We start from the raw sequence: 13,018 nt of genomic DNA on the forward strand, positions 1-13,018 counted from the left end.
CGCCCCTCACAGGTCGGGTCCGATGACGACGTGGAGATGGATGCCGTGCTCGTTCTTGTTGCCGACGGGCACGCCGATGTCCGCGCGGATCATGCCCACCGGTGACAGCCAGCGTACGCCCAGGCCGGCGCCGACACGTGGGCTGTAGTCGGTACCGGTGAATGCGTTGCCGGCGTCGACGAACGCGGCCATGCCCCAGTTGCGCGTGAAGTAATGCTCGACCTCGGTGCTGCCGACGAGCAGGCCTTCGCCGCCGATGACACGGTTGAAGGCGTTGCGTGGGCCGATGCTCTCGAAGTCGTAACCACGCACGGAGCGATCGCCGCCGGCGAAGAAACGCAGTTGCGGCGGCAGGTCGCTGAAGTTGTCCGTCCAGATCTTGCCCGCGGTGCCGCGCAGGATCAGGCGATTGCGGCCCCAGAAGGAGTGGATCCACTTCGCGTCGCCGATCACCTGCGAGAAGCTGGCGTCGGACAGCAGCGTGCCTGCCGTGCTGCGGCCCGTCAGCGTGAGCGACCAGCCGTTGCGGACGAACGTCGGGTTGTCGCCCTTCTTGCGGCTCAGCGTGACCTCGGGATAGAGCAGGGTGCTGCGGCCGCGTTCGAGGCCTTCGGCGTTATCCCCCTCGCCGCCGCGCTTGCCGACGGTGAACGTGCCGGAGAGCACGTTCACGCCGATGGTGCGCGTCCAGCCGTGCCACAGACGGGTTTCGTTGGCCACGAGCTGCACCGTGCGCGATTTCGACGTGACGGTGTTCGCATCGCGGAAATTCGCGCCGAAGTTGAAGCTGCGCTGGTTGGGGCCGGGCATCGGAATCTGGTACAGCGTGGAAACGGTCTTGAGTCGTTGCGCCAGCACGAGCTCGTTCTTCCACTTGTGCCCGCGATCGTTGATCCAGCGTTTTTCGATGCCGCCACGCAGGCCCGCGCCCGTGTCGGTGCCGAAGAACGGACCGCCCGTGTAGATGGTGCGCTTGGCCGGTGCGAGCTCGACGTTGATGTCGATCGTGCCGTCCTTCGCGTCGTCGGTATCGGGGATGACGTTGACCACCGCGAAGTAGTCGGCGCCGTTCAGTGCCTGCTGCAGCTCCAGCAGCTGGCTCTGCGAGAAATAGTCGCCCTTCTTGAAGGGCACGTAGCGATCGAGGAAATCCTCGCGGAACTGCGAATTCTTGAACCGCACCACGCCGTATCGGTAACGCCGGCCGGCCTCCCATTTCAGGTTCACGGCGGCGGTGTGTTCGGCGCGGTTCACCTCGGCGCGCCGCGTGACGATGCGCGCGTCGAGGAAGCCGGTCGCGGTGAGGGCGCCGCTCACCGCGTCGCGCGCGCCATCGTAGACGCCGTCGTTGAGGGGCTGGTCCTTCAGGTTCTGGATGCCGCGCACGGCGCGGCGGATCGCAGGTACCTTGCCCGCCTCCTCGTCGATCTCGACGTTCACGGAGGTCACCTTCACGGGAACGCCGGGCACCACGTGCAGCGTCACCTGCCAGTCCTTGCCGACCTGGCGCATGTCGCCGGTGGCCGTGGCCTCGTAGTAGCCGTACGGCCGCAGCGCGGCCTGCACTTCGTCGGGAGCGTTTTCGTAAAGGCGGCGCACCTGGGCGGCCGTGACGTCGCGCGCGGCGTACTGGCTGAGCTCCACGCCCGAGACTACCGCGTTGCGCAGGTTTTCGTCGACGCCGTCGACAGTCAGGACGATGCCCGCCTGGGCGATCGTGGGCACGAGGAACCACGGCAGAAGCAGCAGTCCATGGCGTCTGGTTCGGCGCATGAGCGTCCCGTTCCGGTCGTGATCCAAGGCCGTGGTCACGGCCGGCTTACGGGGTGCCTCCGGCGACCCCTGACGTTATGTCTTGCCGTAACTTACCGCGCGGCGTGTGAGAGGTCGATACACGAACGTGAACGACGGCTCAGAAAAGGGCGTGCCAGCGAGCCCTCAGCCCGCCTCGTCACCCGCGCGGTGCGCGATCCAGGCGCCGACGAGCGCCGAAACATACGGGATGGACTGCGCCGCGAGGATGAACATCCACAGCGTGCTTTCGACGTAGTTCGTGCCGTAGTGCAGCGCCATGCCGACGATGGCGCAGAGCAGGGCGATCGCCATCAGGCCTTCCTCGCGCACCGGCGCGAAGGCGGCGAAGCTGCTGCCACCCATGCGCCGGCTCTTCGCGGTGACCACGAACGCGGTCTTCTCGCGCGTGAGACCATGGAGGATGCCGCGCGCGATCGCGTGCGAGAGGCCCATGCTGGCCACCGAGGCCATGATCGTGTCGTACCAGCCGCATGGCACACGCGCGCGATAGAGCACGACGCCGAAGATGGCCTTGGCGAAGAAGAACCCGATGACGGGAATCAGGAACAGCTGCATCGGCAGGTTGAAGTATTCCGGCGCGTAGATCATGCCGGCGGTCCACAACAGGCCCATCATCGTGAACACGAAGTGCAACGCGTCGGCGAACCAGCTGAACCAGCCCGTCAGGAAGTGGAAGCGCTGGCCGGCGGAGAGCGGGCCCTTGCGCGTCATCCAGCTCCAGCGGCCCTTGAGGATCTGCATCGCGCCGAAGGCCCAGCGATAGCGCTGGCTCTTGTATGCCTTGAAGTCGGCGGGCGTGAGGCCCTTGCCCATCAGTTCGTCGACGTAGACCAGCTCGTATCCGGCGTGCATCAGGCGCAGGCCGAGCTCGGCGTCCTCGCAGATCGTCCACTCGGACCAGCCGCCGGTGCCTTCCAGCGCCGAGCGGCGGACCATGGTCATCGTGCCGTGCTGGATGATCGCGTTGCGCTCGTTGCGATGGTGCATGCCGATGCGGAAGAAGCCGTCGTATTCCCACGCCGTCATGCGGCGGAAACGATTCTTCTCGAAGTCGCGATGCGCTTGCGGGCACTGCACCACGGCGACCTTCGCGTCGTGGAAGTAGCCAGTGAGCGTCGAGAGCCAGTCCTCGCGCACCACGTAGTCGGCGTCGATGACGGCCACCACTTCGGCGCGCTCGTCGGTGGCGGTGAGGCCGAAGTTGAGCGCGCCCGCCTTGTAACCCGGCCACGGCTCGAGGTGGAAGAAGCGGAACTTCGGGCCGAGCTGCTTGCAGTACTCCTCGACCGGCTGCCACACCGCCGGATCCTTGGTGTTGTTGTCCAGCACCAGGACCTCGAAGTTCTCGTAATCGAGCGCGGCCAGCGAGTCGAGGGTGATCTGCACCATCTCCGGCGGCTCGTTGTGGCACGCCAGGTGGATGGACACGAACGGCTGCTTCTCGACGGGATCGGGCGGCAGCATGCCGGCATGGCGTACCCAGCTGCGCCGCCAGAGCACTTCGGTGAACTCGAAGCCGTTGATCAGCAGGATGCCGAGGATCGCGATCTGCGCCGGGAACAGCAGGATCAGCATCGCCCAGTCGAAGGGACTGAGGTAGAAATTGAAGGGCAGGGTGGCCGACCACACGATCAGGCCGCAGGCCAGCTGGATCAGCGCCATGAAGAACAGGCGGCCGGTCAGCCTGAAGCGGCTGAAGCGCATGCCGAACCAGAGCATCGGGACGAACGCGAGCAGCGACGCGGCGATGGCCTTCCAGGGCCAGTTGACGTCCTCGGTGACCGGACCGGTGAAGGGGAACTTCAGCTGGCGGTCCGCGTTGAACATGCCCCAGTAGGCGCCGGTGCGGCCCTCGCCGAGGTTCTCCTTCCACGGCTGGTCGATAGCCTCGAGGACGTAGTAGTCGTCGATGCCGTTCGTCTTCGCGGCGTTGAAGAACGAGCGCAGGAAGATCGCCTCGTTGGAAACGCTGGGATAGGCGTACTTGTAGCGGTCGCCGTTGGAAGGCCAGCCGATTTCGCCGATGGCGATGTGCTTGCCCGGGAACTGCTGGCGCAGGGCCTTGTAGCTTTCGACCGAGTCGGTGACACCCGCCCGTGCCTCGATACCGTTCCAGTAGGGGAACAGGTGCACGGTGATGAAGTCGACGTGGTCCGCCAGTTCGGGGTTCTGCAGCCAGATGTGGAACGGCTCGGCCACCGAGACCGGCTGGTGCACGGCGGCACGCACGCGATCGAGGTAGGACATGACCTGCGCCGGCTTCAGGTCGCCGCGGAAAAGGACCTCGTTGCCGACGATGACGCGGGTGACCGTCTTCGGGTAGCGCCGGGCCTGGGCGATCAGGGCCTCGATCTCGCGCTCGTTGTTCTCCAGGCGCGTGTCGATCTGCGCGCCGGCCATCACGTCGAGCCCTTCCTTGTCGGCGAGGCGGATGACCTGGGGGTTCTCCAGCACGGAATAGGTGCGGATGCGCGGCGAATAGCGCTTGATCAGCCGCAGGTCGCTGTCGATTTCCGGATCGGTGGAGACATCGCCCTTGATCGGGTTCTGGTAGCGCTGGTACGCCGTGAACGCGAATCCGGGGATGGGGCCGTGCCAGTCGTCGGGGCCGTTCGGGAGGTTGGCGACGAACCAGAGCCCCACATTCAGGGCCGCGACGAGGATCGCGAGGATCAGCGCGGCGAGGATCGGGTGGCTTCGTTCGGTCTTCGTGGCAGCGCTCAAAACAATCCCCGGACCGGTCGGCCCCCGAGTGGCATCAATGAGGTAACCGGGGGAGCTTAACGAACGGGGCGTGACGGCTCAACGCATGAAGGGTCGCACGGTCAGGGATAGCTCAGTTCGGGCGGGGTCGGAAGGGGGCGGCGCGACGACGACCGCCCCCCATCCAGCACTCACTTCAGCAGGGAGCGCAGCATCCAGGCCGTCTTCTCGTGATCCTTCAGGCGGCCCGTGACCATGTCGGCCGTGCCGTCGTCGCCGACCGACTCGGCGGCCTTGATCGTGTCGCGCGACGTGGCGGCGGCGATCTCGTGGCCTTCCACCAGCTGGGCCACCATGTCCTTCCAGTCGGGCACGCCCGTCTCTTCCTTGATCGAGGTCAGCTTGCCGAACTGGCTGTAGGAGCCCGGGGCGAAGATGTCGAGGATGCGGATGCGCTCGGCGACCTCGTCGGCGGCGAGCCACAGGGCGTTGTACTGGGTCTCGAACATCGCGTGCAGGCTGTTGAACTGCGGGCCGGTCACGTTCCAGTGGAAGCTGTGGGTCTTCAGGTACAGCGAATAGGTGTCCGCGAGGAGCTTGGACAGATGCTTCGCGACGGTTTCGCGATCTTTCTTGGCGATGCCGATATCGATGGCCATGTTGCGACTCTCCTTGGTGTTTTTCGTTGTTTCAGGTGAAATTTTAACGAGCGGACCGGCGGACGAGAAATGAAACGTTCCGATGTGGCCGATAGGCGCACGCTATTATTGGGGTTCCCATGAGTACGCCCACAACCCCCGCCCGCCCGTCCTCCCCGGATCCCCGATTGCGTGAGCTGCGTCACGCGCTGGATCAGGTCGCCAGTCGCGACTTCGGCCGCCTCCTCGGCCGCTGGCGCAACCTCTCGCGCAAGCCCGACGCGGGCAAGCTGGATGCCCTCGCCACCGAGATCGCCGCCTCGGCCGCCCGCCGCGCGGCGCGCAAGGCGGCCAAGCCGACGATCACGGTCGACGCCTCGCTGCCGATCGCGGCCCGCGCGGACGACATCGTGAAGCTGATCCGCGAGAACCAGGTGGTGGTACTGGCGGGCGAGACGGGATCGGGCAAGACGACGCAGCTGCCCAAGCTGTGCCTCGCCGCCGGTCGCGGCGAGGCCGGCCTGATCGGCTGCACGCAGCCCCGCCGTCTCGCCGCGCGCTCCGTCGCGACCCGCGTGGCCGAGGAGCTGGGCACGCCGATAGGCGACAAGGTGGGTTTCCAGGTCCGTTTCACCGAGAAGGTGTCCGACCAGGCGCTGATCAAGTTCATGACGGACGGCATCCTGCTGGCCGAGACGCAGTCCGATCCCTGGCTGTCGGCGTACGACACGATCATCATCGACGAGGCCCACGAACGCAGCCTCAACATCGATTTCCTCCTCGGCTACCTGAAGCGCCTCGCGGCGCGGCGGCCCGAGCTGAAGCTCATCGTCACGTCCGCCACCATCGACACCGGGCGCTTCGCCGCGCACTTCGGCGACGCGCCGGTGGTCGAGGTCGAGGGCCGCACGTACCCCGTCGAGGTGCGCTACCGCCCGCCGGGCGAGCGCGTCGAGGGCAATGTCGCCCAGCAGGTGGCCGACGCCATGGACGAGATCACGCGCGACGACCCGCGCGGCGACGTGCTCGTGTTCCTCCCCGGCGAGCGCGAGATCCGCGATACGCACCTCCTGCTCTCGCGCAGGCAGTACCGCGAGACCGAGGTGCTGGCGCTGTACGCGCGCCTGTCGGCGAGCGAGCAGGATCGCGTGTTCCGGCCCGGTCCGAAGCGGCGCATCGTGCTCGCCACCAACGTGGCCGAGACGTCGCTCACCGTGCCGCGCATCCGTTTCGTGGTCGATTCGGGCACGGCGCGCGTGAAGCGCTACAGCCAGCGGGGCCAGCTGGAGCGCCTGCACATCGAACCGATCTCGCAGGCCGCCGCCAACCAGCGCAAGGGCCGCTGCGGGCGCGTGGGGCCCGGCGTCTGCTACCGCCTCTACGAAGAGGCCGATTTCGCGCTGCGCCCGGCGTTCACCGATCCCGAGCTGCTGCGCTCGTCGCTGGCCAACGTGATCCTGCGCATGCTGGCACTCGACCTGGGCGAGGTCGACGATTTCCCGTTCCTCGAAGCGCCGGATCCCCGCGTCGTGGCCGACGGTTACCGCCGGCTCGCCGAGATCGGCGCGATCGACGACGACCGCCGCCTTACCGAGGTCGGTCGCACGGTCGCGCGCCTGCCGATCGACGTCCAGCTCGCGCGCATGATGGTGGAGGCCCGCCGGCTCGGCAGCGCGGCGGAACTGACGACGATCGTGGCCTTCCTGAGCATCCAGGACCCGCGCGAGCGCCCGCCCGAGGCGCGCGGCCAGGCCGACGCGGCCCATGCGCAGTTCGCGGATCCGAAATCCGACTTCGTCGGCGTGCTCAACCTGTGGCGCGCCTACCTCGCCGCCGCGGAGGAGCTCACCTCCTCGAAACTCCGCGACTGGTGCTCCCGCCATTTCCTGAGCTTCATGCGGATGCGCGAGTGGCGCGAACTGCACCGCCAGCTGGTGCTGGTGATGCGCGACCTCGGCTGGTCCGACGACGCCCGCGCCGCGAGTCAAGCCGCTCCGGTAGGAGCGGACCCGGCCGCGACAGCTCCTCGCGACGCGCAACAGGGCTCAGGCGGACGCCGCCGACGCCCGGATCGCGCCCAGGTGCGCTCCAACGGCAGTCCGGCCGCTCCCGAGGGCGACGCGCTCTTCGAGGCCGTCCACCGCAGCCTGCTCGCCGGCCTGCCGACGCAGGTGGGGCACAAGGACGAAAAGGGCGTGTTCCGCGGCACGCGCGAGCGCCGCTTCCAGATCTTCCCCGGTTCCGCGCTGGCGAAGGCGCCGCCGGCGTGGATCTTCTCGGCGCAGATCCTCGATATCGGCGGCCGCGTATGGGCGATGATGAACGCGCGCGTCGATCCGGCGTGGATCGAAAGCCAGGCGGCGCACCTCGTCCGCGCGACGGCGCGCGACGCGCACTGGTCGCGCAAGCGCGGCACCGTCGTCGCGTACGAGCAGGTGACCCTCTTCGGGCTCGTGCTGGTCGAGCGTCGTCCGGTGACGTTCCAGCGGCAGGACCCCCGGCTCGCGCACGAGATCTTCCTGCGCGAAGGGCTGGTGCGCGGCGACCTCGACAGCCGCGCCGATTTCGTCCGGGCGAACGCTCGCGTGCTCGAACAGGCGCACGACATCGAGGCGAAGCAGCGCCGCGCCGGTCTTCTGAAGACGGACGAGGAACTCGCCGCGTTCTTCGACGGCAAGCTGCCGGAGAGCATCTCGGACACGCGCGCGCTCGACGCCTGGTATCGCAAGGCGTCGCCCGGCGAGCAGGCCGCGCTGCGCTGGACGCTCGCGGACGTCATGGATGCCGGTGCCGGGCTCGACCCCAAGGCGTTCCCGGCATCGCTCGCCATCGGCCAGCACACTTACCGTCTCGAATACCGTTTCGTGCCCGGCGACCCGGCCGATGGCGTGACCATCCACGTCCCGCTCGCCTTCCTCAACGCGTTGCCCGCGGCACGTGGCGACTGGCTCGTCGGCGGGCTGCTGACGGACAAGGTGGCGGAGCTGATCCGCTCGCTGCCGAAGGCGCAGCGTCGCAACTTCGTGCCCGCGCCCGATTTCGCGAGGGCGTTCGCCGAGGCCGAAGCGCCGCGCGACCAGTCGCTGGTCGTCGCCCTCGCGGCGTTCCTCAAGCGGACGACGGGCGTCGACATCGACGCGTCCGCGTTCGAGGGCGCCGAGCTGCCGCCCCACCTGCTCATGCGTTATCGCGTGCACGACGAGAACGGCCGCACCGTCGCGGAGGGCCGCGACCTCGCCGCGATCCGCGCGCAGTGGGAGGGCAAGGCCCGGGAGGCCTTCTCCCGCAAGACGGACGTCGAGCTCACGCGCGAGGACATCGTCGCCTGGGACTTCGAATCGATCCCGAAGGCGGTGCGCTCGGAGGGCGGCCTCGAGGCCTACCCGGCGCTGGTCGACCTTGGCGAGGCCGTGGCGCTGCGCGTGTTCGAACGCGCCGACGAAGCGGCGGCCGCGCACGTCGGCGGCGTCGAGCGGCTGCTCCGCCAGGCGCTCGCGCCCGAGTTCAAGCGGGCGCGGCGGCAGTTGCCGATCGCGAATCCGCTTTCGCTGAAATACGCGCCGATGGGAAGCGTGGACGGTCTGCGCGACGACCTCGTCGAGGGCGGTTTCGCCGATCTGATCGCGGGTCGCCGCCTCGATGCCCGAACCCAGGGCGAGTTCGAGGCGCTGCGCACGGAACTCGGCCGCGAGCTCTTCGGTGCCGCGATGGCACGGCAGAAGCTGGCCGAACCGATCATCGAGGCGCAGGCGGAACTGAAGCCATGGATGGACCCGCCCCTGATGGGCTTCGCCAAGGCCAGTTACGACGACCTGCGCGAGCAGCTCGCCGCGCTCCTGCAGCCGGGTTTCCTGCGCGAATTGTCCCCGGCGCGTCTCGCGCACATCCCGCGCTACCTGAAGGCGATGCGCCTGCGCGCCGAGCGTCTGCGCCAGGACCCGGCGCGCGACCAGTCGCGTATGCTGCAGGTGCTGCCTTACTGGCGGGCCCTGCTCAACGCGGGGGGCACGGGACTCGGGGACACCACCTGGGGCGAACTGCGCTGGCTACTCGAGGAGTGGCGCGTATCGCTGTTCGCACAGGAGCTGAAAACCGCCGAGCCGGTGTCCGCCAAGCGGCTGGCCCGAGCGCTGGAAACGGCGCAGGCCGCACGATGAATCCACCGGAGACAAGGCGATGAGCGAGGTCCGCTCCCCCGACGCGAAGGCGCAGCCGATGCCGCTGACCGAGCGTGCGCGGGAAGCCTGCGCGCCGCTGCCGGTCGTGGCCCGCGCGGAAGTCGAGACGGTGATCGAACTCCTGCGCCTGCTGGGGTGCGACGACGAGACCTGCGCCTCCGCGCTCTGGTTCGCGCTGGCCCGGGGTCTGCCCGGCGCCACCGACGAGGCGGAGAAGACCTGGCCGGCCTCGTTGCGGCGCCTGATCGAAGGGCAGGGCGAGGCCGAGAAGGTCTGGGCGTTGCACGCGCAGCGCGGTCCGAGGAGCGGCGCCGAAGGCCTGCGCCGTCTTCTGCTGGCGATCATCCGCGACCTGCGCGTCGTGTTCGTGTTGCTGGCGCGGCAACTGGCCGCGATGCGCACGGCGATGGCCTTGCCGGACCACGAGCGCCGCGAACTCGCGCAGCTCACGTCGGACATCCACGCCCCGCTCGCGAACCGGCTCGGCATCTGGCAGCTGAAGTGGGAGCTCGAGGACCTCGCGTTCCGCTACCTCGAGCCCGACACCTATCGGCGCATCGCCCGGTTGCTCGACGAACGCCGCGCGGACCGCGAACACTTCATCGCCGCCAGCCTCGCCGACCTGCGCGCGGTGCTCGACGGCGCGGGCGTCCGCGCCGACCTTGCCGGCCGGCCGAAGCACATCTTCTCCATCTGGAAGAAGATGAAGAAGAAGGGTCTGGAGTTTTCGGATCTCTACGACATCCGTGCGGTGCGCATCCTCGTCGACAGCGTGGCCGACTGCTACGCGGCGCTCGGTCTCGTGCACAGCCTGTGGCCGCACCTGCCCGGCGAGTTCGACGACTACGTGGCCCGGCCGAAGGGCAACGGCTACCGTTCGCTGCACACGGCCGTGATCGGGCCCGAGGGCAAGACGCTCGAAGTACAGATCCGCACGCACGAGATGCACCGCGCCAACGAACTCGGCGTCGCGGCGCACTGGCGTTACAAGGAGGGTGGCGGCGCGGATGCCGAATTCGAGGCGAAGATCGCCTGGATGCGCAAGCTGCTCGAGCCGCGCGGTGAGGACGAGGCCGAACTGGCCGCGGGCTTCGAAACCGAGCTGATGGAAGACCGCGTGTACGTGCTCTCGCCGAAGGGCGAGGTGATCGACATGCCGCGCGGCGCGACCGTGCTGGATTTCGCGTACCACATCCACACCGAGGTCGGGCATCGTTGCCGTGGCGCCAAGGTCAACGGACGCATCGTGCCGCTGACCACCGCGCCGCGCAGCGGCGACCGCGTGGAGATCCTCACCGCGAAGCTCTCCGAACCGAGCCGCGACTGGCTCTCGTCGCACCATGGCTACCTGCACACGTCGCGCGCGAAGGAAAAGGTGCGCGCGTGGTTCCGCCGCGAGGCGCACGACGCGAACATCCTCGCCGGCAAGGCCGCGCTGGAAAAGGAGCTGCGTCGCCTCGCGCTCGACGACGTCGACCTCGCCAAGCTCGCGGCGCACTTCCGTCTCAAGGGCGTCGACGATCTGTACGTCACGGTCGCGCTCGGCGAGGTCACGCTGGGGCAGATCGCGCGCTCGCTGCAGGAACCGGTCGAACCGGAAATCACGCAGTCGGGCAATCCGGTCGCCTCGCGCGCCGCGCAGCACGACCGTGGCGCACTGTCGATCGAGGGCGTCGGCAACCTGCTGACGACGCTGGCGCGCTGCTGCCAACCGCTGCCGGGCGATCCCGTGCGAGGGTTCATCACGCGGGGGCGCGGCGTATCCGTGCATCGCGCCGATTGCGCGTCGCTGGCGAGGCTCGCCCGGCGCAATCCGGAGCGGGTCATCGACGTGAACTGGGGCCGGGTCGACGTCCAGAGCTACGAGGTCGACGTCGAGCTGCGCGGCTACGACCGCAAGGGACTGCAGAAGGACGTCGCGACCACGATCAACAACGTCGGTCCGCACATCGTCGCGTCGTCGAGCCGCGTGCATGTGCGGACGGGCGAGGTCGAGATGCGCTTCACGCTGCGCGTGAAGGACTACGAACAGCTCTCGACGCTGCTCGGCAGGCTGAGCGCGCTGCCGAACGTGACGGACGCCCGGCGCCTCGGCGGGCGGTGACGTCCATTTCGTAGCGGGCTTCTGTGGGAAGCCCGCGGGCGGGCGAATGGGTGGTTGTCGCGAGCACCCATTCGCGCGCGAGTGCGCTTCCCACCGTTACCCATCAACCGCCCATCAGCAGACGCGTGCCCCAGTCGGACAGCGGCTGGGCGACGAGGATCCGCAGCAGGAAAAGCCCCAGCAGCACGACGGTGGGCGAGAAATCGAGCCCGCCGATCGTCATGCGGCCACGCAGTGGACGCACCAGTGGCTCCGCGAGGCTCGACACGAGGCGCGCTACCGGGTGGTAACGGTCGGTCGAGAGCATGCTCATCAGCGACCAGACGAAGACCAGCACGATCCAGGTGAGCAGGAAGAAGTCGACCGTTTCGGCGATGCCGGCGACGATCACGCCCGCGATCGCGGGTGCAAAGCCGGCCAGCGCGACGATCAGCACGACCTTCAGGCATTCCAGCGCCAGGATGATCAGCAGCGCCGCCGTGTTCACGCGGCGGACGTTCGGCAGCGCCCTGCGCAGCGGACGCAGCACCGGATTCGTGAAGCGGTAGAGGAACTGGCAGATCGGATTGTTGAAGTCCGCGCGGTGGGCCTCCGCCAGCAGGCGCAGCACGAACAGGGTGACGACGGCCCCAAAGACGAACTGGAGGATCAGTGCGCCGGCATTGGTCAGGTAGTTCACGTTCTGGATTCCATGTCTTCGGAGAGTTCGACGCCGCGGCGGCGTGCGGCGTCCACCGCGCGTGCCACGATGGTGGGGAAATGGTCGGCCCGGAAACTGTCGAGCGCGGCCTGGGTGGTGCCGTTCGGCGAGGTCACCCGGGCGCGCAGCGTCGCGGCGCTCTCGCCGCTCTCGATCAGCATGCGGCCGGCGCCGAGGGCCGTTTGCGCGGCCAGCGCGCGAGCGGTTTCACGCGACAGCCCCTGCGAGAACGCGGCGTTCTCCAGCGCCTCGACGAGCAGGAAGAAATACGCCGGGCCGGAGCCGGACAGGGCCGTGACGATGTCCAGCTGGTCCTCGTCGGGCACCCAGACCGTGAGCCCCGCGGCGTCCAGCACGTGCTGGGCCTCCGCGCGCTGCGGCGCGCTGACGCGGCCATTGGCGAACAGGGCCGTGGCCCCCGCGCCGATCATGGCCGGCGTGTTGGGCATGCAGCGGACGACGGGCAGGGCGGCGTCGAGCCAGCGTTCGATCTGATGGATGCGGATGCCGGCCGCGATGGAGATCACCAGCGGCCGGTACTTCTGCACGGCGGGGCGCAGGCCGCGGCAGACCTCGGCGAGCATCTGCGGCTTCACGGCGAGCACGAGGATCGATGCGCCCTCGGCGGCGTCCAGGTTATCGGTGTACGTGGCCACCCCATATTCGCGGGAGAGTTCCTGGAGGGACTCCGCGCGGGGCTCCGCCACGGCGATGCCGCCCGGCTGGGCGCCGTGGCGGATCATCCCGGCGATCAGCGCGGTAGCCATGTTGCCGCCACCGATGAAGGCGATCCGATTCATGGGTTTTGCAGACTCCGTAGGCGACGACGTTCACAACGTGCAGAGCATATACGGTGCCGCGCCTTGCCGCCGACCCCCGG

The 13,018-nt window shown here is 68.5% G+C and carries 7 protein-coding genes; 2 read left to right on the plus strand and 5 right to left on the minus strand.

What is annotated here, in order from left to right:
• Nucleotides 1-6: 6 nt before the first annotated feature.
• The 3 genes from BMW54_RS00810 to BMW54_RS00820 form a co-directional block, all read right to left on the minus strand.
• Nucleotides 7-1,773 (minus strand): autotransporter assembly complex protein TamA, encoded by a 1,767-nt coding sequence (locus tag BMW54_RS00810; protein WP_090052146.1) that lies wholly within the window; start codon nt 1,771-1,773, stop codon nt 7-9.
• 165 nt (nt 1,774-1,938) lie between these two features.
• Nucleotides 1,939-4,545, minus strand: coding sequence for a glycosyltransferase (locus BMW54_RS00815; RefSeq protein WP_175472831.1), 2,607 nt, complete (start codon nt 4,543-4,545; stop codon nt 1,939-1,941).
• A 164-nt stretch (nt 4,546-4,709) separates the two neighbouring features.
• Complete coding sequence (locus tag BMW54_RS00820; RefSeq protein ID WP_090052149.1) at nt 4,710-5,177, minus strand: Dps family protein; 468 nt, start codon at nt 5,175-5,177, stop codon at nt 4,710-4,712.
• A 119-nt stretch (nt 5,178-5,296) separates the two neighbouring features.
• Here BMW54_RS00820 and hrpA point away from each other — a divergent pair, with 119 nt between their 5' ends.
• Together hrpA and BMW54_RS00830 are read left to right on the plus strand one after the other, a co-directional pair.
• Nucleotides 5,297-9,313 carry an ATP-dependent RNA helicase HrpA gene (gene hrpA / locus BMW54_RS00825; protein WP_090052150.1) on the plus strand — a complete coding sequence of 1,339 codons (4,017 nt, stop codon included), beginning with the start codon at nt 5,297-5,299 and terminating at the stop codon, nt 9,311-9,313.
• Between the two features lie 19 nt (nt 9,314-9,332).
• Nucleotides 9,333-11,438, plus strand: a complete 2,106-nt coding sequence (locus tag BMW54_RS00830) for a bifunctional (p)ppGpp synthetase/guanosine-3',5'-bis(diphosphate) 3'-pyrophosphohydrolase (protein ID WP_090052152.1) — start codon at nt 9,333-9,335, stop codon at nt 11,436-11,438.
• 103 nt (nt 11,439-11,541) lie between these two features.
• On the opposite strand, the gene BMW54_RS00835 is transcribed toward BMW54_RS00830, so the two are convergent.
• A complete protein-coding gene (locus BMW54_RS00835; RefSeq protein WP_090052153.1) occupies nt 11,542-12,117 on the minus strand; it encodes a YggT family protein in 576 nt (191 codons plus the stop codon).
• Entirely contained in the window at nt 12,114-12,938 is an 825-nt protein-coding gene (proC, locus tag BMW54_RS00840) for a pyrroline-5-carboxylate reductase (protein ID WP_090052155.1), read from the minus strand. Before proC ends, BMW54_RS00835 begins: the two co-directional genes overlap by 4 nt.
• Nucleotides 12,939-13,018 lie beyond the last annotated feature (80 nt).

The sequence above is a fragment of the Luteibacter sp. 329MFSha genome, from assembly GCF_900111665.1.
Classification (GTDB): Bacteria; Pseudomonadota; Gammaproteobacteria; order Xanthomonadales; family Rhodanobacteraceae; genus Luteibacter.

Bases quoted from the DNA above. Each gene is read 5' to 3' on its own strand.
- BMW54_RS00810 (WP_090052146.1), bottom strand. From the start codon at position 1,773: ATGCGCCGAACCAGACGCCATGGACTGCTGCTTCTGCCGTGGTTCCTC.
- BMW54_RS00820 (WP_090052149.1), bottom strand. From the start codon at position 5,177: ATGGCCATCGATATCGGCATCGCCAAGAAAGATCGCGAAACCGTCGCG.
- hrpA (WP_090052150.1), top strand. From the start codon at position 5,297: ATGAGTACGCCCACAACCCCCGCCCGCCCGTCCTCCCCGGATCCCCGA.
- BMW54_RS00830 (WP_090052152.1), top strand. From the start codon at position 9,333: ATGAGCGAGGTCCGCTCCCCCGACGCGAAGGCGCAGCCGATGCCGCTG.
- proC (WP_090052155.1), bottom strand. From the start codon at position 12,938: ATGAATCGGATCGCCTTCATCGGTGGCGGCAACATGGCTACCGCGCTG.